The sequence below is a fragment of the Streptomyces acidiscabies genome (genome assembly GCF_020010905.1).
Classification (GTDB): Bacteria; Actinomycetota; Actinomycetes; order Streptomycetales; family Streptomycetaceae; genus Streptomyces; species Streptomyces acidiscabies.
In genome coordinates, this window is sequence record NZ_JAGJBY010000002.1 from 4,673,715 (window position 1) to 4,699,526 (window position 25,812).

The 25,812-nt window shown below is 69.4% G+C and carries 26 protein-coding genes and 4 pseudogenes; 16 read left to right on the forward strand and 14 right to left on the reverse strand.

The window, feature by feature from the left end; translation table 11 throughout:
• Positions 1–78: 78 nt before the first annotated feature.
• Genes J8M50_RS46890 through J8M50_RS46900 form a run of 3 tightly spaced genes read right to left on the reverse strand, consistent with a single transcriptional unit; the run spans position 79 to position 4,350 of the window.
• On the reverse strand, positions 79–3,501 hold the full coding sequence (locus J8M50_RS46890; RefSeq protein WP_010360483.1) for a serine protease: 3,423 nt from the start codon (positions 3,499–3,501) through the stop codon (positions 79–81).
• A complete protein-coding gene (locus J8M50_RS46895; protein ID WP_010360482.1) occupies positions 3,488–3,796 on the reverse strand; it encodes a trypco2 family protein in 309 nt (102 codons plus the stop codon). The genes J8M50_RS46890 and J8M50_RS46895 overlap by 14 nt, the downstream gene beginning before the upstream one ends.
• Positions 3,797–3,828: 32 nt before the next feature.
• Positions 3,829–4,350: a flavodoxin domain-containing protein gene (locus J8M50_RS46900; protein WP_010360481.1), complete on the reverse strand. Its 522-nt coding sequence runs from the start codon at positions 4,348–4,350 to the stop codon at positions 3,829–3,831.
• Between the two features lie 527 nt (positions 4,351–4,877).
• On the opposite strand from J8M50_RS46900, the gene J8M50_RS49945 reads away from it, so the two are divergent.
• The 3 genes from J8M50_RS49945 (at position 4,878) to J8M50_RS46915 (ending at position 8,667) form a co-directional block, all read left to right on the forward strand.
• A complete protein-coding gene (locus J8M50_RS49945; protein WP_010360479.1) occupies positions 4,878–5,450 on the forward strand; it encodes a site-specific integrase in 573 nt (190 codons plus the stop codon).
• A gap of 118 nt (positions 5,451–5,568) precedes the next feature.
• Complete coding sequence (locus J8M50_RS46910) at positions 5,569–8,097, forward strand: tyrosine-type recombinase/integrase (RefSeq protein WP_010360477.1); 2,529 nt, start codon at positions 5,569–5,571, stop codon at positions 8,095–8,097.
• A 24-nt stretch (positions 8,098–8,121) separates the two neighbouring features.
• On the forward strand, positions 8,122–8,667 hold the full coding sequence (locus J8M50_RS46915; protein ID WP_010360476.1) for a DUF6262 family protein: 546 nt from the start codon (positions 8,122–8,124) through the stop codon (positions 8,665–8,667).
• Positions 8,668–8,711: 44 nt separating this feature from the next.
• Here J8M50_RS46915 and J8M50_RS46920 read toward each other — a convergent pair whose 3' ends face one another.
• On the reverse strand, positions 8,712–8,915 hold the full coding sequence (locus J8M50_RS46920; protein ID WP_010360475.1) for a hypothetical protein: 204 nt from the start codon (positions 8,913–8,915) through the stop codon (positions 8,712–8,714).
• Positions 8,916–9,150: 235 nt separating this feature from the next.
• On the opposite strand from J8M50_RS46920, the gene J8M50_RS46925 reads away from it, so the two are divergent.
• The gene (locus tag J8M50_RS46925; protein WP_223786446.1) at positions 9,151–9,819 is read left to right on the forward strand and encodes an acyl-CoA-like ligand-binding transcription factor; all 669 of its coding nucleotides are present in this window, start codon (positions 9,151–9,153) and stop codon (positions 9,817–9,819) included.
• Here J8M50_RS46925 and J8M50_RS46930 read toward each other — a convergent pair.
• From J8M50_RS46930 to J8M50_RS46945, 4 genes are read right to left on the reverse strand one after another with little or no spacing between them, the layout of a single operon-like run.
• A complete protein-coding gene (locus tag J8M50_RS46930; RefSeq protein ID WP_010360473.1) occupies positions 9,773–10,540 on the reverse strand; it encodes an SDR family NAD(P)-dependent oxidoreductase in 768 nt (255 codons plus the stop codon). The two genes, J8M50_RS46925 and J8M50_RS46930, sit on opposite strands and share 47 nt — an antisense overlap.
• A complete protein-coding gene (locus J8M50_RS46935) occupies positions 10,537–11,727 on the reverse strand; it encodes an NAD(P)/FAD-dependent oxidoreductase (protein WP_010360472.1) in 1,191 nt (396 codons plus the stop codon). The genes J8M50_RS46930 and J8M50_RS46935 overlap by 4 nt, the downstream gene beginning before the upstream one ends.
• Positions 11,724–11,921 carry a ferredoxin gene (locus J8M50_RS46940; protein WP_010360471.1) on the reverse strand — a complete coding sequence of 66 codons (198 nt, stop codon included), beginning with the start codon at positions 11,919–11,921 and terminating at the stop codon, positions 11,724–11,726. Before J8M50_RS46940 ends, J8M50_RS46935 begins: the two co-directional genes overlap by 4 nt.
• 44 nt (positions 11,922–11,965) lie before the next feature.
• A complete protein-coding gene (locus J8M50_RS46945; RefSeq protein WP_010360470.1) occupies positions 11,966–13,171 on the reverse strand; it encodes a cytochrome P450 in 1,206 nt (401 codons plus the stop codon).
• Positions 13,172–13,338: 167 nt separating this feature from the next.
• Between J8M50_RS46945 and J8M50_RS46950 the strand changes: the two genes are divergently transcribed.
• Both J8M50_RS46950 and J8M50_RS46955 read left to right on the forward strand, forming a co-directional pair.
• Entirely contained in the window at positions 13,339–13,992 is a 654-nt protein-coding gene (locus J8M50_RS46950) for a TetR/AcrR family transcriptional regulator (RefSeq protein ID WP_010360469.1), read from the forward strand.
• 129 nt (positions 13,993–14,121) lie between these two features.
• Entirely contained in the window at positions 14,122–14,253 is a 132-nt protein-coding gene (locus J8M50_RS46955) for a hypothetical protein (RefSeq protein ID WP_370516675.1), read from the forward strand.
• 95 nt (positions 14,254–14,348) lie between these two features.
• Here the strand turns inward: J8M50_RS46955 and J8M50_RS46960 are convergent, their stop codons facing one another.
• The 3 genes from J8M50_RS46960 to J8M50_RS46970 all read right to left on the reverse strand — a co-directional run bounded on the left by J8M50_RS46960 (position 14,349) and on the right by J8M50_RS46970 (position 16,841).
• On the reverse strand, positions 14,349–14,519 hold the full coding sequence (locus J8M50_RS46960) for a hypothetical protein (protein ID WP_029184669.1): 171 nt from the start codon (positions 14,517–14,519) through the stop codon (positions 14,349–14,351).
• 590 nt (positions 14,520–15,109) lie between these two features.
• The gene (locus J8M50_RS46965) at positions 15,110–15,604 is read right to left on the reverse strand and encodes a flavin reductase family protein (protein WP_010360468.1); all 495 of its coding nucleotides are present in this window, start codon (positions 15,602–15,604) and stop codon (positions 15,110–15,112) included.
• Between the two features lie 55 nt (positions 15,605–15,659).
• Positions 15,660–16,841: an acyl-CoA dehydrogenase family protein gene (locus J8M50_RS46970; RefSeq protein WP_223786447.1), complete on the reverse strand. Its 1,182-nt coding sequence runs from the start codon at positions 16,839–16,841 to the stop codon at positions 15,660–15,662.
• A 169-nt stretch (positions 16,842–17,010) separates the two neighbouring features.
• Here J8M50_RS46970 and J8M50_RS46975 point away from each other — a divergent pair, with 169 nt between their 5' ends.
• Positions 17,011–17,931 (forward strand): LysR family transcriptional regulator, encoded by a 921-nt coding sequence (locus J8M50_RS46975; RefSeq protein WP_010360466.1) that lies wholly within the window; start codon positions 17,011–17,013, stop codon positions 17,929–17,931.
• A gap of 604 nt (positions 17,932–18,535) precedes the next feature.
• On the opposite strand, the gene J8M50_RS46980 is transcribed toward J8M50_RS46975, so the two are convergent.
• A complete protein-coding gene (locus tag J8M50_RS46980; protein WP_010360465.1) occupies positions 18,536–19,228 on the reverse strand; it encodes a TetR/AcrR family transcriptional regulator in 693 nt (230 codons plus the stop codon).
• A gap of 148 nt (positions 19,229–19,376) precedes the next feature.
• Between J8M50_RS46980 and J8M50_RS46985 the strand changes: the two genes are divergently transcribed.
• The 6 genes and pseudogenes from J8M50_RS46985 to J8M50_RS47010 all read left to right on the forward strand — a co-directional run bounded on the left by J8M50_RS46985 (position 19,377) and on the right by J8M50_RS47010 (position 22,478).
• Positions 19,377–20,048 (forward strand): SDR family NAD(P)-dependent oxidoreductase, encoded by a 672-nt coding sequence (locus J8M50_RS46985; RefSeq protein WP_010360464.1) that lies wholly within the window; start codon positions 19,377–19,379, stop codon positions 20,046–20,048.
• Between the two features lie 41 nt (positions 20,049–20,089).
• Complete coding sequence (locus J8M50_RS46990) at positions 20,090–20,548, forward strand: hypothetical protein (RefSeq protein WP_010360463.1); 459 nt, start codon at positions 20,090–20,092, stop codon at positions 20,546–20,548.
• A gap of 337 nt (positions 20,549–20,885) precedes the next feature.
• Positions 20,886–21,605 carry an SDR family NAD(P)-dependent oxidoreductase gene (locus J8M50_RS46995; protein WP_199832064.1) on the forward strand — a complete coding sequence of 240 codons (720 nt, stop codon included), beginning with the start codon at positions 20,886–20,888 and terminating at the stop codon, positions 21,603–21,605.
• A 22-nt stretch (positions 21,606–21,627) separates the two neighbouring features.
• Positions 21,628–21,792: a hypothetical protein gene (locus J8M50_RS47000; RefSeq protein WP_010360461.1), complete on the forward strand. Its 165-nt coding sequence runs from the start codon at positions 21,628–21,630 to the stop codon at positions 21,790–21,792.
• Between the two features lie 28 nt (positions 21,793–21,820).
• Positions 21,821–22,297 (forward strand): annotated as a pseudogene (locus J8M50_RS47005) (Tn3 family transposase); the annotation flags it as partial.
• Positions 22,287–22,478, forward strand: coding sequence for a hypothetical protein (locus J8M50_RS47010; RefSeq protein WP_029184667.1), 192 nt, complete (start codon positions 22,287–22,289; stop codon positions 22,476–22,478). The pseudogene J8M50_RS47005 and the gene J8M50_RS47010, both read left to right, overlap by 11 nt.
• A gap of 47 nt (positions 22,479–22,525) precedes the next feature.
• Here J8M50_RS47010 and J8M50_RS47015 read toward each other — a convergent pair whose 3' ends face one another.
• On the reverse strand, positions 22,526–23,095 hold the full coding sequence (locus J8M50_RS47015) for a TetR/AcrR family transcriptional regulator (protein WP_029184666.1): 570 nt from the start codon (positions 23,093–23,095) through the stop codon (positions 22,526–22,528).
• 53 nt (positions 23,096–23,148) lie between these two features.
• Between J8M50_RS47015 and J8M50_RS47020 the strand changes: the two genes are divergently transcribed.
• The 3 genes and pseudogenes from J8M50_RS47020 to J8M50_RS47030 form a co-directional block, all read left to right on the forward strand.
• Complete coding sequence (locus J8M50_RS47020; protein WP_010360458.1) at positions 23,149–24,072, forward strand: aldo/keto reductase; 924 nt, start codon at positions 23,149–23,151, stop codon at positions 24,070–24,072.
• 38 nt (positions 24,073–24,110) lie between these two features.
• Positions 24,111–24,227 (forward strand): annotated as a pseudogene (locus tag J8M50_RS47025) (Y-family DNA polymerase); the annotation flags it as partial.
• Between the two features lie 16 nt (positions 24,228–24,243).
• A pseudogene (locus J8M50_RS47030) lies at positions 24,244–24,425 on the forward strand (MFS transporter); the annotation flags it as partial.
• 39 nt (positions 24,426–24,464) lie between these two features.
• On the opposite strand, the pseudogene J8M50_RS50510 reads toward J8M50_RS47030, so the two are convergent.
• Positions 24,465–25,808, reverse strand: a pseudogene (locus tag J8M50_RS50510) (IS701 family transposase).
• Positions 25,809–25,812: the final 4 nt, after the last annotated feature.

Here is a 25,812-nt window from a genome sequence, read left to right on the forward strand (position 1 = left end):
GCGCTCCGTCCCCGGCTCAGGGGCCGAACGTCCCGGTGAGGGGGCCGAGCGGGACAGCGCGGCAGGTCTGGGGAACGGTCAGGCGGGGTGGCCGTCGGCATGGTTCCGCTGCCAGTCGGCCGGTGGCACGGGGGGTATCGTCAAGCCGTTCAGCTGCTGGCCGGGTTCCGCGTCGTTGAGGCTCTTCTGGAGCCGGTCGGCCTTGTGGAACTGCTCCGTCGCCGCGTCCGCCTCACCGCAGGCCCTCAGCGCCGCGCCGTGCACGCGAGTGAGCCGGATCCTGTCGCGGCGCTGCTTCCAGGTGTCGTCCCGGGCGTCCTGCTCCAGGATGTCCAGCGCCTTGCCGGCCAGGTCGCGGGCTCCGCTCGAGTTGTCCAGGGCCAGCTCCAGCGCGGCCTTGATCCCCATGGTCCACGCGTTGTGGGCCCGTTCGGCGTGGTGCTCCTCCGGTGCCATCGCGTCGTGGTGGCGGCGGGCCCGGTCCGCCCAGCGCACCCCTTCGTCGAGTTCCTCCTTCCAACTGTCCCGGCCGAGCGCGTGGGCCTTGTTGAGGTGGGCGAGCGCCAGGTTGCGCAACGCGGCGGTGTGGTAAGGGCGTTCCGCCTCCTGGTAGAGGTGCTCCAGTTCCGCGTAGCGGTCCACCGCCTCGGAGAGGAACTTGATGCTTTCGTTCCAGTGGCGGGCGTCGCCGTGGCAGCGGCCCAGGACCGCCAGCGCTCGTGCGAAGTCCCGTTCCCACCAGCCGCTGCGGCTGTCCCGCAGGCGCTGGTAGAGGTCCTTGGCACGGTCGGCCGAGACGAGTGCGTCGTCGAACTTCTCCGCGTCGGCCTGGCGCCGTGCGAGAGTGCGCCAGGCGAGAGCCTCGGCCTCGGGGATCTCCCAGGGCCGCAACGGCGGCTGTGGCGGCTCGGCGGGAAGTCCGGTCGTGATCAGGTCGAGGGCGTCGGTCGCGACCTGCAGAGCCTCGCGGCTGCGGCCCGCCTGCGCCAGCGACTCCGACAGGTTGCACTGGGCGATGCTGAGATAGCGGTGGTGCGAGCGGTCGGGATGGCCGTGCAGGAGGGTCTCGTAGATCCGGACGGCCTCGCGTGCGCTCTCCAGCGAATCGGAGCACCGTCCGATCTCCCGCTGGCGTACCCCGGCATTGCTCAGTGAGTGGGCCTTCCCCAGCAGGTACGCGTACGAGTCGTCGAGCCGGGTCAGTGCGTTGAACTGCCGCACCGCCTGCAAGGCGGGGTCGTGTGCCTCGTGCCGGTGTCCGGCGTCTGCCAGGACCCGTGACAGCTGCCGGTTCTCGGTCGCCCAGCGGAACTGTGTCTCCCGGCTGAGCGGTTTCTGGGTCTCGTAGAACGCCACCGCCTTCTTGCGCAGGATGATCGCGAGGTTCAGGAGGGCGTCCGGCTCCTTCTCCTCCACCTCCCGGGCAGCGGTCGCCGCGAACTCCCCCTCCCAGTCCCCGGGGCGGTCGAAGACCGTCTCCAGGGCCGCCGCGAGCGACCTTCCGGTGGTCGCGTCGGTGGTCTCCAGTGCGGCACGGACCAGCCTGATCAGCGCCGACGCGTGCCGTTCGACCGCCACCCGCAGCGCGCCGCGGACCACGGGGTCCGAGGGCCGCCCGGACGCGTCGTCCCCGAACGCCGTGGCACTGACCATCTGGAGCGTGGTGAGCGCCTGCCGGGCCCATGCCTCGGGCTGACGTGTCGGGTCCACGTCGAGCGCCTCGCAGAGGAGTTCAGGGAAATCGCGGACCGTGTTCGCCACCAGGTGCTGCGCGAGCCGTGCGGGACGCAGGGCGCGCAGGGCGCCGTATCCGTCGATGCGCTCCTGGAAGTAGCGCACCAACCGGCGGCGGTACTCCTCCGTCGCGTCCCTCAGGTCGGGCACCATCCGCAACCGTTCGGCGGCCTGGGTCTCCTGCTCACCCCGGGTCCTCCCGCCGGCGAAGGCCAGGCTGGACACCGCCACCACCCGGTCGAGCAGGACCGGGTCCCTCGGCAGACACGCCCGTTCGGCGTTGTCGATCCAGTCCTCCCGTTCCAGGGCGAGTGCCTGCTCGTAGAGGGACTCCGGGAGGGGGAGCGAACCGGTGGTGCCGTGCTGTGCATCCCACTCCGGGTGCAGGAAGCTGTGTGCGTCGCTCATGGCGAGGATGAGGACGAACAGACAGCTGGCGAAGTCCGGGTCGGCGAGGTTCACGGACGGCTGCGGAAGTCCCCTGTCCGACTTCCCCTCCGGCTCCGCGCGCCGGCGCAGGAACGTCCGGTACGCCTTCGTGTAGATGTCCTCGCGCTCCGCCGCGTCAAGACAGAGGAGCCGGTACGGCTCCTTCTTCGCCAGTTCGCCGTAGCGGTGCTGGAAGGCGGGCCACCACCGGCTTTCGTACCGGGTGGTCGCCAGTATCCGGACCTTCCCCTCACCACCCCGGTGGCGGAGCAGGGCGTCGAGTTCGCCGATCCTGCCGTCCGCGTCGTCGACCACGATCAGCCGGTCCTCGTCCAGACCCATCAGGCGCGTGATGTCCGTCGCCTTCGCCAGGGGGTTGAGCGGTCCCGCCACCCAGCCGCGACCTGCCATCCGCGCGCACAGCTCCCGGGCCAGCCGGGTCTTTCCCACCGAGTGGTCACCGCTGACGAGTCGCAGGGCCACGGAGTGCGGAGCCGAGTCCGTCGTGCACCACTGCGTCAGTTCACGGAGGTCCTTCTCACGTCCGCAGAAGCCCACCAGCTTGTGCTGGGGAAGCAGCAGGTCTGCGGCCGACGAGCTGTCGGCGAGATCCACATAGGGTGGCTCCAGCACCTCCTGCCCTTTCCACACCGGCTCGATCACCATGGACCGTGCATCCTCTTCCGTGAGCAGGCGCAGGAACTCCTCCTGCTCGCTCAGCAGCTGGACGGGGATCACCTTGAGCCGTCCGGCCTCGCACGCGTCGTACTCGCAGATCAGGCCGAGTAGCCTGCCTCGGCTGAAGACCGCGGCCCCCGAGGCGCCTTGCCACAGCGCGTTCTCGGTGAAGGAACCGGTGCTGACCTGGAAGACCTGGTACCAGCCGGTCCGCGCGGAACCGGTCACCGTTCCCGTACCGGGGATCAGATGCCCCAGGGTGTGTTCCAGGTTCTGCCTGCGTGCTTCGGTGGCCCCCCGGGGGAAGGCGTACGCCTCCGCCGCGAGTGGTTCGGTGCCGGTGAGCCGACCCCATGTGACCGGGCGCGGTGTCCGAAGCTCGAAGGGGTCGGCGCTGGACGCGCGCAGGAGGGCGAAGCCGTCCACCCCGGTCTCGCGGACGCCGCCGCTCAGCGCGACGACCTCGAACCGCACGGCCGGACTCGCCTGCCGGGCACCCTGCCGTGCCCCGGGCCGCAGCACCTGGACCTCGGCGCCGTCCCCGACCTCGCCGACGCAGTGCGCGGCGGTGAGAACGAGCCGTGGCGCGACGAGATACCCGGAGGAGGTCCCGCGCGCCGAGCGGACGAACGCCACCCGCCGCAGATCAGGGGAGTTCACGGAACTCACCTCCCGGATCGGAGATGAAGGCCGTCCCCTCCAGGCCCAGCCGGATCGTCATGCGCTGCGTCACGCTGTCGCCCCGGCCGGCGCCCGCCTGCGCGGTGACCAGCCAGAACCTCACCCCGCCGGAGGCCCGCGCATCCCTGACCACCTGCACGGTCGTCTCCAGCTCGATCCCCTCCACCTGGAAGCGGGGGCCGCCGGTCCGTGCCCCCTCCCGCTGCGCGTCCTCCAGGGACCGGCGCAGCGCGGTGATCATCGACGCCAGATCGATCCGCTCGTTCTCGGACACAGGCCCTCCTCGTACGGCTCACCCTCCGGCCGTCACCAGCCCGCAGGCCCCTGCCTCAGCTCATCGGCGATGCCGGACGCCCACTCCTCGACGGCCTCCCAGTCCCGGTAGTCGCGGAACCGGCCGCCCATGAGGTGGAACAGCAGCCGCCCGGCGCGCGACAGCTGGTCGCGTGACACGACGCCGGAGAACAGCCGGTGCTCCCGGTACGACAGGTCGCCGGGCAGCGCCGCGAGGATCAGCGGTGCCTCCTTCGGCCCCAGCCGCCGCCACGGCCCGCGCAGCGCGTCCGGCATCCCGACGCTGAACAGCCACACGGGCCGCGCGGCCAGGACGCCGAGGTTGTCGTACGCGAAGTCCCGCGCCGGCACCAGCCACGCCCGGCCGTGCACGGCGCTGCCGAGGACGAACGCCCGGTACGCGTCGGCGTCGTCGACCGACTCCACCGGCCGGGCCTCGGCGCTCAGCCCCGCCGAGCACAGCCGGGACGCGATCCGCTCGGCGATCTCCCGCGTGGAGCCGTGCGCGGTCGCGTATCCCACGAGGACGTCCATGGCCTCACTCCATCCCTTGCCGAGACCACCCTGGGCCGTCGACGGCAGCGCCCGGCAGGGGCCGTACGGCCCTCTCCCGCCGTACGGAGGAACCCCGCGGAAGAGCCGTACGGACCAATTATCTGTAGGAGCCATGTGGCCTCTGGCACATAGGTGTTGAGGGCTAATTCATATGTCTCTGAAAGGTATCCACTAGGTGTCTGTCACGTCTGGTACGTTCGCTATCACGCCTCCTCGGTACACGGCTGAACGCGCCGTCTCCCTCCGCGACGAATCCGTGTCATGGGTGGTGATCTCCTCGGAGTACGAGCTGCATGTGGAGGCGTGCGCCTACCTGGCGAGCCTTCGGATGGCGGACCGTTCGATCAACACCGAGCGCACGTACGCCCCTCGGGTCGCCTTGTACCTGTCGTACTGCGTCGATCACGGCCTGGACTGGAAGAAGCCGGGTCTGCCGTGGCTGGCCCGGTTCCTGCATTGGCTGGTGGACGAGCCGCTTCCGGAGGAAGAAGACCGCGAACCAGATCATGACGACGGTCTGCGGGTTCTTGCAGTTCTGCTCCCAGCAGGGATGGGTGTTGGCCGAGACGGTCGCTCAGCTGTCCGAGCAGAAGTACCTGTCCTATCTGCCGCAGGGCTACGACCCGGGCGAGCAAGGGCAGTTCCGCACAGTGCGGACGAAGGCGATCAAGTTCGAGGTGGCGGTAGAGGGCTACGAGTGGTTGAACCCCGAGCAGTTCACAACCCTTATCGGGCTCACCCGGCATGCCAGGGACCGCTTCTTGGTGGCTTTGCTGGCCGGAACCGGCATCCGGATCGGTGAGGCACTGGGCCTGCGTCGAGAGGACATGCACTTCCTGTCGAACTCGGCTGGGCTCGGCTGCCAGGTCGCCGGTCCACACATCCATGTCCGGCGGCGACGCAACTCCAACGGGGCTCTGGCCAAGGCCCGTATGCCGCGGTGGATCCCGGTGACGACCGAGCTGGTGACGCTCTACGCGGACTACGTCTTCGAGCGGGACCAGGTCGCCGAGGCCGCCGAGGTCGACATGGTGTTAGTCAACCTCTTCAAGGCCCCGCTGGGCCGCGCGATGTGGTGAAGAACCTGATGGGGCACGTCGCGGAGTCGTCGATGGAGCCGTACGTCCACGCGACGGACGAGGACAAGCGGGAGGCCGTCGAACGCGTCGCGGCGATCCAGAAGGGCCAGGGCCTCGCGTGAACGGGAATCTCGCGGAGGTCATCGACCTGCCTGCCCGGCCCGAACTCGACCTGAGCGCTTGGGCGGCCTGGCTGAAGTCGCAGTTGCTGGAGGACTGGCGGCAGGGTGAGTGGGACGGCGGATCGTGGCTGTTCACCGGCGATCTCGACAGCGACAAGACGGTGGCATGGCCGTGCATCATCGACACGTGCCCGGTGGTCCACAAGTCCCGCAACCGGCGGTGCAAGTCCTGCGAGGACCATTTCCGGCTCAGCGGGCTCACCGAGGAGGAATTCAGCGCCACCTACCGGCCGAGCCGGAACCGTGTCCACATGCGGGCGTCGCTCTGCACCGTCGAGCGCGATGGCGCACGATGCCAGCGCGAACTGCACTCCAAGGGCCTGTGTCGCGGCCACAGCATGCGGTGGATCAAGGCCAGCCGGGCGGCGGACAAACGTCGGCCGTTCGACGGGACGCTTGAGGAGTGGATCCGCGATGTCGCCGAACCGCTCGGCGCCTGGCCGGACTGCAACGTGGCCGGTTGCCCCCTTGAGCAGGTCACGCTCACGTCGGGGCTGTGCCGGATCCACTACCAGTGGTGGTCCAAGCACAAGGGGGCTGTCAAGGTCGCGGACCTCGATGCCTGGATCGAGCATCAGACGTCCTACCTGGCCAGTCACCAGTTCTCGTTGGCACCGTTGAGCGACATCGCCAGGCTGGAGGTGCTCTACGCGCTTCAGCAGCGTGATCTGCGCACGCGGGTGATCCAGCCCTCCGTGATCCGCCCGGTGATCAGGGAACTGACCGGGGTGGGCTGTCTGTTGACCGCGAAGCCCGAGACGTTCTCTCCCGCCGGGTGGCATGAGGTGTCGAACCGCATGGCCTTGCTCCGGGACATCGCCTGGATCATCGAAAGAGGGCAGGAACAGTTCACGGGGATCAAGCCCACCGACAAGCTGATCTGGGACATGAGGGCGGTGAACGGACCGATCGGCCACCGTCCGGGGCGATCCGGGTCGGGCTCACGGTCGGTCAAGGTCGATTTCACGGTCATCAAGCAGCCGTGGCTGCGGGATGCGCTGATGGAGTGGGCCCGGTCCACCCAGCCGGACAGCAACCGCTTCCGCCGCCGCCTGGAGGCATGCGTCCTGACCTCCACCGTCCTGCACCGTCAGCCCGGCGGAGGGTTGGACCCGAGCCAGGCGCGGTTCGCCGATATGTCCTTGGTCGTGGCGGGCTTTCGCGCGATGACCAAGAAGGACGGAAATCTGTTTGCCGGCAAGCACCGGGCGGACTGCCTGTCCATGCTGCACAACGTCCTGGACTTCGGCCGCCGGGCCGGGCTGCTGAACGATCTGCACGGGACGTTCGGCCGGCACAAGTCGCTGCGGATCGTTCGCGAGGAGTCCAATGAGGACGAGATCGGCAAGGCCATTCCCGAGTCGGTGATCCGCCAACTCGACGGCCGCCTGGACGGTTTCGACGTTGGCTTTCGCTACCGCGGCTATGCCGAGGCCGACATCGCGGCCATGTTCCAAGCGGTCTACCGGGTCCTTCGGGACACCGGCAGGCGGCCGTGGGAGGTGGTGAGCCTGAAGCGGAACTGCCTGGAGTTCGCGGGCAACGACATCTTCTTGATCTGGAACAACAACAAGGGCAAGCGGCTGAAACGGCGGCTCCCGATCACCCGGGACACCGCCGAGGACATCCAGCGCTGGGCCGCCCACCGCGACGGGCTGCTCACGCCCAAGCGGAGCGAGCCCTACCTGTTCCCCGCCATCTCCGATGACGGCAAGTACCCCCACCTGACGTCGAGTTATCTCGAGAGGGCGATGCGCCAGTGGGTGCAGCTCCTGGACAGAGTCGACTCGGAGGGGACTGGCCGGGACGGTTTGCCCGTCCCGTTCGACAAGGACAAGATCTTCCCCTATGCGTTCCGGCATTCCTACGCTCAGCGGCACGCGGACGCCAACGTCCCGATCGACGTGCTCAAAGAGCTCATGGACCACAAAAGCGCCGATACGACGGCCCGGTACTACAAAGTGTCGTTGAAGCGGAAACTGGAGGCGGTCAAGACGATGCGCCTGCACGTCGTGGACCGGCACGGCAACCCCGCCCCGATGACGTCGAACAGAGCCTACGAGATGCGGTCGGTGGCGGTGCCGTTCGGCGGGTGTACCGAGCCGTCGAACGTCAAGGCGGGCGGGCATGCCTGCCCGATCCGATTCCAGTGCGCCGACTGCGGCTTCTACCGTCCCGACCCGTCGTACCTGGCCGCGATCGAGGACCAGATCCGGGACCTGAAGGCGGACAAGGAGACCGCACTGGCGATGGGCACGGACGAGTACGTGATCCGCAACCTGCAGGATCAGATCAACTCGTTCAAGAAGGTCGCCGCGAACATGCACGAGCAGATCGAGGCTCTGCCGGAGAAGGAGCGCGAAGAGCTGATGGAATCGGTGAAGGTCCTGCGCAAGAGCCGGGCGGCCAGGGGTCGCATGATGCTGCCGCTGACCGTGATCAGGCCGGGAGAGTCCAGCGCATGACGGGCAAACGCTCCCCCCCGCGAGGTGCTGGCCGCGTCTCGCCAGAAGGACAGCCGGGACAAGCGGGCCAGGGTCCTGGCAGTTGTGGACCAGATGGCGGCCCGCGGCGACACGGTCACCTTCGCGGCCGTCGCCAAGACGGCCAAGGTGTCGAACTGGCTGGTCTATGCCGAGGGCGTCCGCGAACACATCGAGGCCGCCCGCAAGAAACAGGCGGGACAGCCGCGCCGGGAGGCGCAGGCCGGCCTCTCATCGAGTACGGCAAGCCTGCGGACGGACCTGGAACTGTCCAAACAGCAGGTTGCCGCTCTGCGGGTCGAGCGGGGCCAGCTGAAGGCGGCGCTTCAGCGGCAGCTCGGTCAGCAGCTCGACCAGGTCGGGACCGCCGACCTGGTGGTGAGAGTGGACGAGTTGACTCGCCAGCACGAGGAACTGACGGTCGAATGCGACACCTTGCGACGCGAAAAGGCCGAGCTGGAAGAACGACTGGCCGAGACCGAGGAGGACCTGGCGGCGGCCCGTTCCAGCCTCCGGCGGATGATCCGCAGTGAGGACGCCGGGCCGGAGTAGGACCCGTCAGGCCCACATCATGGGCATCTGCGGGAACGGGCAGGTTAGGCGGTGACGGCGAGTTCGGCGCGGGTGCGGTGGATGAAGTCGCGGACGGCCGGCTCGCGCCGCCAGGGGGCGAGGGCGGTGTTGAACTCGCGGACGTAGTCCAGGGCCCGGCTGGACTGGACGCGGGCGAGGATGCCGACGGACCGGTGGCCCGGTTCGAGGCCGTGGTCGAGCTCGTTCTTCGGCGTCCACCCCAGCATCGCTGTGAAGTACGTACAGGCCGCGCACCCGGACAAGGCCCTGCCCCGGATCCGCTGACCGGGGGGACACCGCTCCGCACCCACGGCACGCGGTGGAAGACGTCCACCATGCCTTCGACCTGGTCCCTGCCGGATCCGATGCTCGCCACACCCACCTCCGATCCCATACTTTCTTCCGATCATGCGGCGGAGCCCAAGTGGGACGGCTACCGGGCACTCGTGGGCCGGTGGGCCGATGGCCGCGTGCTCCGTGTGCGACGCCGATCCGGACAGGGCGCTGCACGTGAGCAGGCTGATTCTGGACACGCCGGCCCTACTGGCCCGGTTCCTGGAGCGGCAGTCGCAGTGGCAGGCCGAGATGGTCGGCATCCTCGCCCGGCGCACGGGACTCGATCCCGACGTTGGCATGCGCCCCGCCCTCGCCGCCGACGTCGCCCTCACCGTGTACCAGACCGCGCTGCGCCGCTGGGTGGACAGCGACGGCACCAAGCCGATGGACGAGCTGGCCGACCAGGCTTTCGCGATGATCACCCCGGCCCTCGACCTCAGCACAGACCCGAACCGAACCCGCCCTCGGCCCGGCCGGTGTCGGCCCCTATGCCGAGGCCGAGCGCCTCCAGCCGCTGCACTGTGCAACTCCTGCATGCCGGCGCTCCGTCGGGAGGACATCGACAACCGCCGAAGTCGTGACGGCCGCACCCGGTCGGGCCGTGCCCACAGCGGGACGTGCCCTCCGTCCTGTGCCGCGTCCGCGCCCGTACGAGGATCCGCTCGTGTCCGGGGAAGCGACCTCACAGGGCATGGGCGTACGGTGGCCGGCCCCGGTCTGGGGGCCGGCCACCGCATGGGTGGCTGGGTCAGACGGCCGACCAGCCGTTGTCGATGGGGAGCACGGCGCCGCTGATGTTGCTCGCCGCGTCCGAGGCGAGGAACACGATGGCCGCGGCGACTTCCTCCGCCGCGGCCAAGCGGCCCACGTTCTTTTGGTAGCGGCCTACGATCGAGGCGCCGTCGCCATCGAACGTGACGGTGTCGGTGATGTGGGTCCGGGTGCCGCCGGGGGCGATGGCGTTGACGCGGATGCCGCGGTCCCGGTACATGACCGCGGTCGACTTCGTCAGGCCGATGATCCCGTGCTTGGAGACGGTGTACGCGGTGCCGGCGGCGCTGCCGCGCAGAGCCGCCTCCGAGGCCGTGTTGACGATGGAGCCGTTGCCACGGGCCAGCATGTGGGGCAGGGCGGCGCGGGTGAGCAGGAACGGGGCGGTCAGGTTGATGCGGATGACCCGATCCCATTCCGCGTCGCTCACGTCGGCGGTGGCGGTCATGCGGTCCATGATTCCGGCGTTGTTGACGAGCACGCCGAGGTCGCCGAAGGACTCGACGGCGGTGGTGATGACCTCGTCGACCGTGCCCTGGTCGCTGAGGTCGCCGACGACCGTGCGGGCGGTGCCGCCGTTCGCCTCGATCTCCTTGGCGACGGCCTCGGCGCCGACCGGGTTGATGTCCGCGACAAGAACTTGGGCCCCCAGGCTCGCGAACCGCAGCGCGGTGGCGCGTCCGATGCCGGACCCGGCGCCGGTGACGACGACGCCCCGTCCCTCGAAGTCGGTGGTGTCCCTCATGCTGCCGCTCCTTCCAGGAGGGATGTCGCCTGGCGCCAGGGGGTGCGGGCGGCGATGGCCCCCTGCCAGGGGCGGGTGGTCTTGGGCGGCATGCCGACTGCCAGGACGCCGGTGAGACGGTCGTCGGTGCGGTAGACGGCGGTGAACTTGCGTTCCTCCAGGCTGCCTTCGGCGATCCGCATCTCATCGTGGCCGCGCAGGTAGCCGTAGGCGCGGATCTTCATGTCGTACTGGTCGGACCAGAAGTAGGGGACGGGCGCGAAGGGCCGCTGGGCGCCCAGGAGGTTGCGGGCGGCGGCCATGCCCTGTTCGGCGGCGTTGGTACGGTGCTCGATACGCATCGAGGTGTCGAAGAGCGGGTTGGGCCAGCGGGCCACGTCGCCCGCGCCGTACACGCCGGGTGCGGCGGCGGAGAACTCGTCGCAGACCAGCCCGTCGTCGAGGGTGAGGCCGCTGCCGGTCAGCCACTCGGTGTTGGGCCGGGAACCGACGGCCACCAGCACCGTCTCGGCCTCGACCACGCTGCCGTCGTCGAGGCGTACTCCGCCGGGGACGACCTCGCTGACCCCGGTCCCGGTGCGCAGGTCCACGCCGTGATGGAGGTGGGCCTGGGCGAGCATGCGGCCGACGTCCTCGCCGACCGCGTGGGCCAGGGGGACGGGCGCGGGTTCCAGGAGGGTCACGTGGGTGCCCAGGCCGGCCGCCACCGCGGCGGCCTCGGCGCCGAGGAATCCGGCGCCGACCACGGTCAGTGTGCGGCCGGGGCCGAGGCGGTCCTTCAGGGCGAGGGCGTCGTCCAGGGTGCGCAGGACGTGGGCCGGTGTGCCGGGCAGGCGCCGGGGGCGGACTCCGGTGGCCACGATCAGTCCGTCGTACGGCACCTCCGTACCGTCGGCCAGCAGCACGGTGCCCGCTGCGACACTCGCGCCGATGGCCTCGCGGCCGTAGCGGGCGTCCAGGTCAAGGGCGTCGAGGTCGGCCTGGGTGCGCAGGGGCAGTCGGTCGGGGCTCCAGGCGCCGGAGAGGATCTCCTTCGACAGGGGCGGGCGGTCGTAGGGGGCGGCGGGTTCGTCGCCGATGAGGGTGAGGGGGCCGGTGTGGCCCTCGCGGCGGAGGGTTTCGGCGGCGGCGAGGCCGGCCGCGGAGGCGCCGACGATGACCACGCGGCTGGTCGTGGTCGCGCTCACGACTCCTCCAGGCGGATGGCGGCCGCCGGGCAGACGGTGGCGGATTCGCGGACGGCGTCGTGGAGTTCGGCCGGCGGGTTGTCGTCGAGGAGGACGACCATGCCGTCCTCGTCGCGCTGGTCGAAGACGTCGGGGGCGAGCAGTACGCACTGGCCCGACGCGACGCACTTGGGGACGTCGACTTCTACACGCATGATGTTTCTTCCCTGCTCTCGGTGGGGGGATCGGGTGGTCGCGGTCACCAGGTGACGGGCAGTTCGCGGACGCCGTAGACGGCGGTGGCCTGCTTGAAGGCGATCTCCTCCATCGGTACGGCGATCTTCAGGTCGGGAAGCCTGCGGAAGACCTCGGGCAGGACGACCTGGAGTTCGGCGCGGGCCAGCGGCTGGCCCAGGCACTGGTGGATGCCGTAGCCGAAGGCCAGGTGCTGGCGGACGTTCGCGCGGTCCAGGTCGAAGTCGTCGGGGTTCGAGAAGAACTCCGGGTCGCGGTTGGCGATATGGACGGGAACGATCACACCCTCGCCCGCGTGGATCGTGACGCCGCCGATGGTGACGTCGTCGACGGCGGTGCGGCGCAGTCCGCCGTGCACGATGGACAGGTAGCGCAGGAGTTCCTCCACCGCGCTCGCGACCTGGTCCGGTCCGCCGAGGATGTGCGGGATCTGGTCGGGGTGGTTGAGGAGGGTGATGGTGCTCAGCGCGATCATGTTCGCCGTCGTCTCATGCCCGGCGAACAGCAGGAAGGCGCTCAGGTCGGCGGCGTCCTGGTCGGTGATGACACCCTCGTCCGCCTGTGCGGCCAGCCGGGTGACCACGTCGTCCCCGGGCGTGGCGCGCTTGGTCTGCACGAGTCCCAGCAGATACTCGGCGAGGTTGGCGAACGCCCGGGCGTTTTCCTCCCCCGTGGCGTTCAGATCGACGAGGACCTTCGACTGCTCCTGGAAGAACGGGTGCTCCTCGTAGGGCACGCCCAGAAGTTCGCAGATCACCAGGGACGGCAGCGGCAGCGCGAAGTGCTCCACGAAGTCGGCGGGACCGCTCAGCTCGGTGAGGCCGGTGAGGAGCTCGTCGGTCAGGCGGGCGATGGCCGGGCGCAACGCGTCGACGCGCTTGACCATGAACTCGCGGGTCAGGGTGCGCCGCATCGCCGCGTGGATGGGGTCGTCGAAGTTCTGGAAGAAGCCGCGCGGGCCAGGCTGGGCGTCTTCCTGGAAGGTGGGTGCACCGGGGTGGGTCGGGTCGGTGCTGAACGCCGGGCTGCCCAGCACCGCCCGGGCGTCCTCCCAGCGGGTCACCAGCCACGGAGTCAGGCGCCCCTCCCACAGGGAGACACGCGTGACGGGCTGTTCCTCACGCAGCCGCGTATACAGCGGCGGGGGGTCCAGGGGAGCGTCCTGCGGGCGGGTGAGCGTGAACGCGGGGACGGTCGGCAATGAGGTCATGACTGTTCCTTTCCACCATCGGTTAACGCTGTTAGTCGAAGCATTGTTAGACTAACAGTGTTAATCGAGGAATCGTCAAGCCCCGACGCCGGACCTGACGAAGCGCCGACCGTTGAAGGCGGGGCGCACAAGGGTCGGTAGGCTGCTGCGGTTAGCGAGGAGGAGTCATGACGTTGCAGGTCAAGCGGGTGCCCAATGTGCGGGGCGAGGGCGAGCGGCTGCGGCAGGAGATCCTCGACGCGGCGACCCGCATCCTGGAGGAGACGGGGCGCGAGGACGCGCTCTCCCTGCGCGGGGTCGCCCGCGAGGTCGGCATTTCCGCGCCCAGCGTCTACCGGCACTTCAAGAACAAGGCCGACCTGGTCTCCACCGTCCTCGACGCCACCTACCGCACACTGACCGTCGCGATGAGCGAGGCCGGCGAGTCGGCCGCCGCCGCAGGCGCGGACCCGTGGGCGCGCGTGCGGGCCACCGTCACGGCCTACCGCAGGTTCGCCATCGTCAAGCCCCGCCGCTACCGACTGATGTTCAGCCTGGAATACGAGCCCGAGCGCTACCCCTCCGCCGACCACCCCATCGGCACCGTGCTCCAGGCGTGGACCGATACGACCGACGCCTACCTCACCGAAGCAGCCCCGGGCCGTCGGGCGGAGGCGCAGGACTTGGGCATCCACCTGTGGACCGCCCTGCACGGCCAGCTCGTCCTGTGGCGCACCCTGCCGAGCCCCGTCGCCGGCAGCGAAGACGTCCTGATCGAGCTGGAGGAGTCCCTGCTGCGACGCCTGCTCCCGACACCGGAGGCTCCGAGCCCCACCGAGTGACAGGCCAGGAAGGCTTCCCGCTCCCGGAAGGCATACGGAAGCGCCCGATCACTCGTTGACCGTGTCCGGTTCGGCGGCCTCTGGGCGCAGGACGCGGCCCGCAAGGCCGCGGGCATCGTCGGCGCCAGGGTGCTGGAGGACGCCAAGCCGTCCATCGCCGGTTCCGTGGTCCGTTGCGCCGAGACGCACCCCTCCGACGATGCCGAGCCGGCCGAGGTCATCGGCCTGGTCCACGGCGAGGCCACGTCCACCGCCGCCTGATCGATGTACGCATGATCGAGGGCCGAAGCCGCATGGGCTCCGGCCCTTCTTCCGGTTCCCGGCCTCAGCTCGCTCGCTCTTTCCGTTCCCCGGTCTCAGCCCAGCTCGGCCGCGCGCCGCACCGCCGTGGCCGCGAACTGCTCGATCCAGGCCGTCTGCTCACCCGTGCGCGGACCCAGCATCACCGTCTCGATGCCGAACTTGGCGTAGCCCTCGATGTCCCGGACGAACGCCTCGACGACGTTCTCGGCCGGAGCGTCGCCCATGCAGATCGGAGTCGAACATCTCCGGCACGTGCTCGGCCGAGGCTCCGGCCGACGCCTCGTGCCACCACAGGACCGGGCCGCGTAAGACCGCTCCCAGCCCTCGACCACTCTGTTGCTCGGCAGACTGTTGCCTCGCCCGCGAGACAGAGGCTGGGGCCATCAGCTTGCTCACTGCGCCGTGGCGCGGTCGTCCATGGACAGGAAGGAACTCGCCACAAGACCAGGCTCGGCGGATTCCTGCGCGACGCGAGTAGTACGCCTTCGATTCCCGCGCCGGCCGGATCACCGAAGTCCGCGACTGCTACACCTTCACGCCGCTCCGCGCCGACGGCCGGTCCCAGGTCGAGCTCGAGAACTTCGACTGCGGCGCCTGCCGGGGCTACCGCCCGTCCTGCCCCGTGCATCGCCCGCATGCGGACGCCGAGTACGCCAGGAGCAGTGGTGCACAGGCCACCGACTGCGCAGGTGACTCGCCGACAAAGCAGGCCGCTGCGGGAGCCGGCACCCGCGGTCGGCCGTTCTCGGGCCGAGGCCGCACACCTGATGTCAGTGTGCGGTCCCTTGATGGTTGGCTCGCCGGAAGGACGGACTCAGCCGGCCAGTGCGTGGAAGCCGCGTTGGAAGTAGACGGTCGCCGGGTCCTGTCCGAGTCGGACGTCGTGCACGCGTCCCACCAGGATGGTGTGGTCGCCGGAGGCGTGACGGTCGTATGCGGAGACGTGCAGGCGCACCGACGCGTCGGGCAGGTAGGGCACGCCCTCGGGGTCGAGGCGGAACTCGTCGCCGGCGAACTTGTCCGCGCCCCGGGTCGCGAACCGGCGGGCGAGCGGTTGGTGGCCGTCGTTGAGGATGTTGACGGTCCAGTGCGTGGAGCGCTCGAACACCGGGTGGCACTCGGCGGTCCGGGACAGGCACACCAGGACGAGCGGCGGTTCGGCCGAGACCGAGGAGAAGGCGCTCGCGGTGAACCCCCAGGGGCGTCCGTCCTCATCCACCGTGGTCACGATGGTGACGCCGCTGGGAAATGAGGCCATGGCCTCCCGGAAGCGTCCGGCGAGTTCGAGGTCGTAGTCGGGTGAGGTCACGGGAGTCTCTCTTCTCGTACCGCGCCGGGCGAGACGGCCATCGCCGGCGAGCTGGTCAGACACGGACGTAGACCTCCATGCCGGGTACTTCTCCGGCCAGGTGGTAGCCGCCGACGAAGTACTGCGCCGCATCGATCTTGGGGTCGTGCTGGGAGAAGGTGCGGATGTTGCGCCAGAAACGGTCGATGTTGTACTTGGCGGCGGTGCTGCGGGTCCCGGTGAGGTCGACGATCCCGGACGCGACCTCGACGGCGATGCTGGTCGCGGCGGCCTTGGCGGAGAGCGCGTCGATCATGAGCTGGGCGATCTCGGTCTTGTCGTCGGCGTTCTCCACGGCGCGGACGAGTTCCATCAGCAGGGCTCGGGCCGCGTCCAGCTTGATGCGGAACTCCCCGATGCGCCGGCGGACGAACGGGTCGGTCTGGACCGAGTCGTAGATCTTCACGGTGGGAGTGGTGGAGGCCCTGACGTAGTCGATCGCCGCGTCCAGCGCCCCGTAGGCGGGGCCGAGAACGATGATCGCCTGGCCGGCCTGTGCCATGGGGAACAGCAGGGGGTCGCGCGTGGCCTGGACGGTGTACCAGCCGTCGGGGACGAAGACGTCGTCGTAGGTGATGCGCTGGCTCTGGGTGCCGCGCATGCCCATGACGTCCCAGTCGCCGTGAAGGCGCACGGCCGGGGCGTCGAGCGGGATCAGGGCGGTGACCAGGGATGTCGATCCTTCCAGTTGGGCGGAGACGCTGGCGTAGGTCTCGGCCGCGCTGCCGCTGTTGCTGTTGAAGGACTTGGTGCCGTTGACCAGTACGCCGCCGTCGACCTTGCGTACGCTGGTCGGGCCGGTGGTGACGCCGGTCTCGGAGGCGGACGCGACGAACCGGAACCTGCGGCCGGCGGCGATGTCCTCTCCCACCTGACGTTTGGTCGCCTCGGGAAGATCGCTGCTGAAGAGCTCGGCCAGGACGACGGAGCCGACGACGGTGTTGAGCAGGACGGCGGCGTCTCCTCGGCCGATGGACAGATAGATCTCGTACAGGGCTTCCAGTCCGAACGCGACGCTGCCGTCGCTGTACCCGCCGTATGCGGCCGGGACCTGCAGACGCCAGAAGCCGGCTTCGTTGAGCAGCTTCATCGCCTCCGTCGGGTCCTCACTCAGCCTGTCCGAGCGGTTGCCGATTTCAGCCAGCCGGGGAACGAGTTCCGCAGCTTTGTCAACAAGCTCCCGAATTTCACTGTCCATGATTTTCGACTTCTGCCCCATGGCTTTCTCCTCAGAACGGCGGCACCGGGAAATTCCTCGTGTTGACCGCGCCATGAGCATCACGGTATGAGTGACTATCCATAGAAGCAAATAGATCATTTGCTTGCATGCTATAGAATGCTTCTATGGGTCACGCGAGGAGAAACCGATGAACCTGCGCCAGTACGAGTACGCCTTGGTCATGGCCGAAGAGGGCTCTGTCACTGCGGCCGCCGCCCGGCTCGGTGTCGCCCAGCCCACGGTCTCCCATCAGGTCGCGGTGCTGGAGAAGGATCTCGGCGTCCGCATCTTCACCCGGATCCCGCGTGGAGTCGCGGTGACCGTCGCCGGGCGGGCCTTCCTCAAAGAGGCCGAGATCGCCGTGAGCGCCGCCCGCCGGGCCCGCGCTGCGGCACGTGCCAGCGGAGGCGATCTGACGGGCGAGCTCCTCGTGGTCGCCTCCACCGGCCTGGCGACCAACCAGCTTGCCGCCGCCCTGGGAGAACTGCGGCGCATCCATCCGCGCCTTCATGTGACTCTCGTGGAAGAACCCACGCCGGTGGAGATGGAGCACCTCGACCACTTGGGTACGGTCGATCTGGTGCTGTACCACCACCTCGCACCCGAGTGCGGCTACGACGTCCACGAACTGGGCGAGGAGCCGTATGCCGTGATCCTTCCTCCCCAACACCCCCTGCACCGGGCCGACTCCGTACGACTGGAGGACCTGGCCGGCGAGGGCTGGGTGCGGTTCACGCGTGGCGGCCTCCTGGACGAACAGATCGGCCAGGTTCTCAGGCGCGTCGGGCTCACTCCCTCGACCGTGGCACGCGCCTCTCAGATCGCCACGGCGGTACAACTGGTCGCGCATGGCCTGGGTGTGACCATGGTCCCCGCCTCCACCGTCCCGACCCCCTGTACCCAGCTGGCCAGGCCGCTGGCCCCCGCCCTCTCCGAACGGGTCCTGGTCGGCGTGCGTCACGACCCGGGGCCAGCCGAAACCGCCCTGCTGAACCTCCTTCGCCAACAGGACTGGTCAACGCCCGCTGCCTTCAGCAGCGCGCGGGCCCTTGCCGCCTCCTCGGTGTGACGCCGACCGGGCTTCCGTGCGCCGCTGAGGAATATCGAGTGTCTTGTCGTCACGGGTGGCCAGCCCCCGCCATTCGTCGGGTAGCCGGGTCATGTTGCCATGACCCGCTACCTTGGAACCGTGCGAGCGACTTGTCATCGCACACGGCTCGGGCAAGCCTCACGGGCTCGCAGGAATTGCTGAAACACGCTCGGCCGTTTCTGCCTCCTCGCATGACTACTGCTTGTTTGAGCAGTGCCTTGCGAATCACAGTGAACCACTTTCCCCATTCTTCAGGGGTCTGTGGTTCCCGATCGGCGTACAGCAGGCGACCGCTGCACTCTGGACAGTCCCTTCAGTTGGGAGATCCGGACACTGCTGTAGATCGGCGCCGTCCACGACGACGGTGAGACGTCCGTGGCGATGGAGGTCTTCCCCTTGTCCCAGCAGTCGGTCTCATCTGTCTCGGAGGCCACGTAGCTTGCCTGGCATTGCGCGATCTACAGCAGTGGGAGCCACCACCAACTGAAGGGACTCTGCAGCACAGGGACGGAGGCGTACCGGCTCGGCCTGGCCGCGGGGAAGGGGCTCCCGTGGCGCCTTGGGACAACGCGCGTCCCGACGGTCAGGCGCCGCAGGCCCCGTTTCCGCCGAGGCTGATCATGGCGCGGTACAGCTGTTCCTCGGTGAGCGGCGGCGCCGGCAGCGGGTGGGCGCGGTCGGATCGGAAGCCGTCGAGCAGAAGGTAGAGGTGGCGGCGCCAGGCGTCCGGGGCGATGGCGTGGGTGGCCTCGGTGACGCGGCTGTGCGACCAGATGACGAAGGCAAGGTCCTCGGGGGTGAGGTCGGGGCGCAGGCTGCCCTGCTCCTGCGCACGCTCGACGATGTGTACGCCGAGTTCGCGGATGCGGGTCTGGGCACCTGCCAGGCAGGCGCTCTCCGGCAGCCGTATGGAGGCCAGGTCGTTGAAGCCCCGGTCCTGTGACTGGAGTTCGCACATGGTCTCCAGGAAGTGGCACAGCCCCGCCCAGGCGTCATCCATGGTGACGGCCTTCTCGGCGGCCTCCCGCCAGACGGCCAGCTTCCCGGCGAAGGTTGCCTGCACCAGGTCCAGCCGGGTGGGGAAGTGCCGGTACAGCGTGCCGATGGCCACCCCGGCCCGCTTGGCCACCTGCTCCAGGGGTGCCTCCAGGCCCTGCTCGGCGAAGCAGGAGCGGGCCGCGGTGAGCAGGGCCTCGCGATTGCGCTGCGCGTCGCGCCGCAGGGGGCGGACAGGGGCCGGGTTCCCGGCGGAGGCGGACGGAGGGTCGATGGCCATGTCACTCAGCCTACCAACCGGAGGGGTGCCTCATATTCTCTGCTACGATCCAAGAACATGAGGCTGCCCTCGACTTTCGGTCCTGACCGCTGACGTGGCGGGAAGTGCCCTCATCCGTCCAGCCCGTCCGACCACAGGAGCATCACCCATGCCCGTCATCACCGTCATCGGGGCAGGCCCCGGCCTGGGCCTGTCCATCGCCCGCCGCTTCGGAAAGGAGGGTTTCCAGGTCGCCCTGGTCTCCCGGACCCAGGACAAGCTCGACGCGCTCGCCGCGCGGCTCGCCGAGGAGGGCATCGAGGCCGCGGGCTTCGCCGCGGACGTGACGCGTCCCGACTCGCTGCGGTCGGCGCTCGCCGCGGTCGCCGACCGGTTCGGGGCCGTCGACGTACTGGAGTACTCGCCCGCCGACCCCACGTTCGCCGGCGCCGCCGCCGTCGACGCCACGGCGCAGGAGCTCCACAAGCAGCTCGACTACTACCTGTACGGAGCGGTCGCCGCGGTCCGTCAGGTGCTGCCCGCCATGCTCGAACGTGGCAGCGGCACCCTGCTGTTCTCCACGGGCGCCTCCTCCATCCGGCCGAGCGGCGGCGCGTTCGGCAGCGTCGGCGTCGCGGCGGCGGCCCTGCGCAACTACGCCATGGCCCTGGGTATCGACCTCGCCGAGCACGGGGTGCACACCGCGCACGTGGCGATCGGGGTGTTCATCGGCAGCGGTCCCGGCACCGAGCCCGAGACCATCGCCGAGCACTACTGGGACGCCTACACCAAACGCGACCAGGCCGAGATCGTCCACACCGCCCCCGGCGGCACCCGGTGAGCACCTCCGGCACACCCGCGGCGAACACGGCCACGCCACCCATGGTGAAGATCTTCCGAGCCGCCAACAAGGTCGTACGGCCGCTGCTCGCCTCCCGCTTCCACAAGCCGCTGAGCGGGCGCCTGATGCTGCTCACGTACCAGGGGCACAGGACGGGTCGCGAATTCACGGTCCCCATCGGCTACTTCGACTGGGATCCCGGCACGGTGCTCGCCATGTCCTCCCAGCTCAGCTGGATCCCCAGCATGCGCCAAGGGTCTGCCGTCCGGCTGCGCATCCGGGGCCAGGACCACGCCGCCGTCCCGACGGTCGTCGAGGACCCTGAGGAAGTCGCCGCCCTGCTGGGTGAGTTCGGCCGGCGCAAAGGACCCAAGGCCGCCAAGGGGCTGATGCTCGGCCTCCCAGGCGACCGGCAGCCCACCGACGACGAGCTGCGCACGGCCGCCGCGAAGACCCGCTTGGTCCGCTTCCGGATGGAGCCCGAGCGGCCGGGCCGATAGCACTTGTGAAGCGCCGGTTGCACATCGCCCGGCCCGGGGAAAGCCCCCCGGCTTCACCGTCCCCGTCAAGTTCACCGACGGCAACCTGCGGAACCTCGCACGTGACCGGTGCCCAGGGAGAGAACTCCGTCGACAGCATGGCCCGCGTCTCTGGCGCCTACCAGGGCAAGCGGATCGCCAACGTCGCCAGGACCCTCAAGGCCGACCGCGCGGCGTGACGCTCACCCGGGCGGGGGCCGGAAAAGAAGTCCCGGGCACCGTGCCACGAGGCGCGGGACCGGAAGTTCGCGACAAAGGAGTTTCTGACATGTCAGTTCCCCAGACACACACGGACCGAGTGGCCGTTGTCACCGGCGCCGGACGCGGCATCGGCCAGGCCATCGCCGTCGACCTCGCCGCACGCGGCGCGACCGTCGTCGCGGTCGACCTCAACAGCCCCGAGGAAACCGTCGCCTTGCTCGCCGACAAAGGACACCCGGTGCTGGGTCTCACGGGCGACGTGTCCAATCCCGACCAGACCGCGGCCGTGGGCAAGGAGGTCGCCGACCGGTTCGGGCGGGCGGACATCCTGGTCAACAACGCCGGCATTTGCCCCTTCCTCGACATCGAGGAGCTGGACTATGACACCTGGCGGCGCGTCATCGCGGTCAACCTCGACTCGCAGTTCCTCATGGTCAAGGCCCTGCTGCCGACCATGAAGAAGAGCGGCTGGGGCCGCATCATCAACGTGACCTCCAACTCAATCGTCACCAACGCGCCCGGCATGTCCCACTACATGGCGAGCAAGATGGGCAACATCGGCTTCAGCCGCGGACTGGCCAACGACCTCGCCCCGTTCGGCATCACCGTCAACGCGGTCGGCGCGACCCTGACCATCACACCCGGCGTCCTGAATGCCCACCCACAGGAAGCCCTCACGGCTGCCGCACAGTCCCAGGCCATCAAGCGCAACGGGCTGCCGGAAGACTTGACCGGCACCATTGCCTTCCTCACCAGCGACGACGCTGCCTTCGTGACTGGCCAGACCATCATGGCCGACGGCGGTTACGCCCGCTGATCCACGTTGAGCGGCCGTAGGCGTGCTGGTCGCAAGCGCCACCCGCACCGAGGCGAGGCTGCGGATCGCGACCTGGATCACCGGCTTCTACAACGGCCGTCAGCTACACAGCGTGTGTGGATATCAGAGCCCGATCGACTACGAGCACGACCACCAGGCCAACTCCGTCTTGGAGCTGGCCGCTTAGAAGATCTCCACAGTTCGAGGGGATTGACACCGGCGCAGTGCGCGCGTGTGACGTGATCCGGATGCTGTCGCGGGACGGGCGTCCGACCCCGCTGGGGGACGCGATCGCGCACTACGGGCGGATCGCCAAGTCCTTGCACATCCTGCGGCTGGCCGACGAGCCCGGCTACCGCCGCCAGATCAAGGCGCAGGCCAACCTCCAGGAGGGTCGCCACGCCCTCGCCCGGAAGATCTTCCACGGCCGCTCGGGGCAGCTCTACCAGCGCTACCAGGACGGCATGGAGGACCAGCTCGGCGCGCTCGGCCTGGTCCTCAACGCCGTCGTCCTCTTCAACACGAGGTACATCGACGCCGCGGTGAACCAGCTGCGGGCGGACGGGTTCGACGTCCGCGACGAGGATGTCGCCCGCCTCTCGCCGTTCGTGCGACAGCACATCAACATGCTGGGCCGGTACTCGTTCAAGCTGCCCGAGCTGCGCGACAAGGACGCTGCCGATGACGAGTGAGGTCGTACGGCGGCGCGTCGTGGTCGCCACCATCTTGACCTGGGCGTCCGTGCTGGCCAGAGCCCCGGAGCTGGTTCCGCGAGTCGTCACACCGGCCGGGGCCGTTACGGCTTCGCGGACCCGCTCGGCGGCCCGCCGGCGGGCCCGGTACGCCTTCTGTCGGCAGGCGGGGCGGTCGTAGAGGGCGTCCCGGCGGTGGCCGCGACGGCGGCGTACCCCCGCGGTCGGTCAGCGGGCGGTGAGCCCGGTGAGCAGGAGGGCGAGCCATCGGGCGCGGGCGGTGGGTGGCTGGTCGGCGGGGAGGGTGGAGAGCATCAGGTACAGGTCGTCGGGGGTGAAGTCGGCGCGCAGACCGCCCTGGGCTTGTGCGGTGCGGATGAGCCGGCCGAGGGCCTGGGTGACGCGGGTCTCCACCTCCTGCTTGGCGGGGTGGGCTGCGTGGTCGGCGCCGAGCGCGTACGCGGCTGCTTTGACGGCGCGGTTGTGGGCGACGGTGTCCATCACGCGGCTGAGGAAGCCGGTGAGCTCCGCCATGGCGGGTGAACCCTGGCTCTCGCGTTGCAGGCACTCTTCGGCGTCGTCGGCGAGTGTTTCGAACGAGGTGGCGACCACGGCTGTGACCAGGTCGCTCTTGTTCGGGAAGTGCTTGTACAGGGTGCCGACCGCGACGCCCGCGGCAGCGGCGATCTGCTCCATCGACACCTCGGGCCCGTGCTCGGTGATCTGCTCATGTGCCGCGGTCATGATCCGGGCGCGGTTGCGGGCCGCGTCGGCACGCAGCGGTCGGGGTGAGGTCATGGAGCCCTCCGGGACCATTTGACGAAAGGTGAATGGTGCTTCACTCTAGCGGCATGGCGATCATGACACGTGCCCTCGGGCACACCGGCACGGACGTGGCCATCCTCGGCTACGGCGCTATGGAACTGGGCGGGCTGCGCAGGGGGCCAGAGCTGACCGACGAGGACGCCGGCCGGCTGCTCAACGCGGTCCTCGACGGCGGCATCAACCTGATCGACACCTCGCCCGACTACGGCCGCAGCGAAGAGCTCATCGGCACGCACCTCGCCCACCGCAGGGACGAGTTCTTTCTCGCCTCCAAGTGCGGCTGCCCGATCGAGCCGCCCGCCGACACGCCGCCGCCCTACCCGCACGACTACAGCCAGGCGAACGTCCGTGCCGACGTCGAGCAGTCGCTGCGCCGGCTCCGGACCGATCGCCTCGACCTGGTCCAGGTGCACATGTCACCGAGCCGGGCCACGCTCGAAGAGAACCGCACCGTCGAGATGCTCAAGGAACTACAGGCCGAGGGCAAGGTCCGCTTCATCGGCATGTCGGGCATCCTGCCCAACCTGCCCGACCACCTCGCGATGAACGTCTTCGACGCTTTCCAGATCCCTTACTCGGCCGTACAACGCGATCACGAGAACCTCATTACCGAGGCGGCGGACAAGGGCACCGGCACACTCATCCGCGGCGGGGCCGCCCGCGGCGCGGCGTCGCAGGAGAAGAACTGGACCGTCGGTCCGCTCGCCCAGCAGCCGGGTGTCGGCCAGCGCAACTGGGAGACGTCGGGCATCGAGGACCTCATCGACCAGGCAGGCATCGACAAGCAGGAGTTCATCCTCCGCTTCACGCTCAGCCACCCCGGCCTGTCCACCACGATCGTCGGCACCGCGAACCCGGCCCACCTGGCGGGCAACATCGACATCGCGGAAAAGGGCCCGCTACCGTCCGACCTCTACGAGGAAGCCAAGAAGCGCCTCCCGATGGGGTAAGCCTTGCCGGTGTGAGCGAGTGGGTGGTGCACGTGGACATGGACCAGTTCCTCGCCGCCGTCGAGCAACTGCGTCACCCGGAGCTTCGCGGGAAGCCAGTCGTGGTCGGTAGGGACGGCGACCCAACCAAGCGCGGCGTGGTGTCGACCGCGTCTTACGAGGCACGGGTACGTCGTCGTTGCCCTCGTCCCGCTCCTGTTGGAACGCGGGTACACCTCACCAGCCAGGCCGCCTGGGCCCTCGGCATCGGCGGCGCCGGACAAACTCTCGGCCGCACCCTGCACGCCGCGCTCGCCCGCCGCACCACAGTCACGGACCGCACCACGATTCTCATCGCACTCGGCTCACCGACACGGCAGCTGTAGTTCCTTGATCGGTGGGGTGTTTGCTGGTCAGGCCGTTGTGGTGGCGGTGATGTTGTTCCATCTCCGGTGGGCTTCGGCGGCTTGGTGCTGGTGGTGGCGGCGCCAGGCGGACCAGCGCGGGAGGTGGTCGCGGTCGCGTCGGGGACGGGGCAGGGCGGTGATCCTCAGGAGGCGGAGCAGTTCCCGGCCGCCGGCCGGGACGAGCTCGCTGCCGGCGGTGGTGGCCGTGGCGGTGCGGGCGCGGGTGACGGCCAGGACTGCGGCGGCGAGCATGCTGATCAAAGTCCAGCGCATCCAGGAGTTCCAGCAGGTGGTCTGGCCCTGGTCCAGGCCGCGGACGCCCTTGGCGGTCTGGAAGTCCTCCTCGACGCGCCACCTGCGGCACACCACATCCACAAGATCGGCCAGGGTGACGGGAGTGGCCGAGTGGCAGCGGTAGAAGGAGAGTTCACGGGTGTAGCGGTGACGGCGGACCAGGACGGCGGCGCGCCCGGGCCGGTGTGTGTCGGGGGTGCCGTCGGGCTGGATGTCGAGCATGGCCCAGTCGTAGTGGCGGTCGCCTTTGAGGCCGTGGCCGGTGCGCAGGCGCATCCGGCTCTTCTTCGGGACCCGGGCCGCGAGGCCGGTGACGGTGAGGCGGCCGACGGCGGTGTCCACGCGGTGGCCGGTGCGGACGGCCAGGGCGTAGCCGAAGCCGGGTGCGCGGGCGCCGTGCCGCAGTTCCCTGCCTCCGTAGACCTCGTCGCCGGCCAGTCACCGTGCCTGTATGCCCAGGTCGCGGGTGTGGGTGAGCAGCGCGGCGGCGATCTGGGGTCTGGTGGCGAACATGACGTCGTCGGGGACGTGGGTGAGCAGGCGCCGTTCCTCGTCGGCGGCCCACTCGGCGCCGAGGTACAGGGCCCGGTCGATCGGGGCGTGCCCGTGCCGGCTTGCGCAGGTGAGGTGGACGGCGACCTGGCACAGTCCGATACCGGCCAGCGCTCCGGAGTATTGGCGGGCCGCGCCGACGCAGTCCGTGGAGGACTTCTCGTCGCCTGTCTCGTCCACGATCAACACCGCGTCGGGATCGGTGAGTTCAGCTGCCGTCCAGGCAGTGATCCGGTCCCGGGCCCGGTCGTGATCGATGACCGCGCGCGACAGGAAGTGCTGCAGCCGGTGCGGCCCGCGGTGGCCAAGGGCCTCGGCGAGCGTCCAGCAGTTGCGCGTGTCCAGCTCCATCAGCATCGCCTCGGTCATCTCCCGGACCAGGGCCCGTGGTTCACGGCGCTCGAAACAGTCCGCGATCTCGTCGGTCACCGTCCCGAGCGCCGCCGTCCATGCCTGCTCGGCTATCGCGGCCTCCGCGACCACCTGGTTCTGAAACGTCGTCACAAAC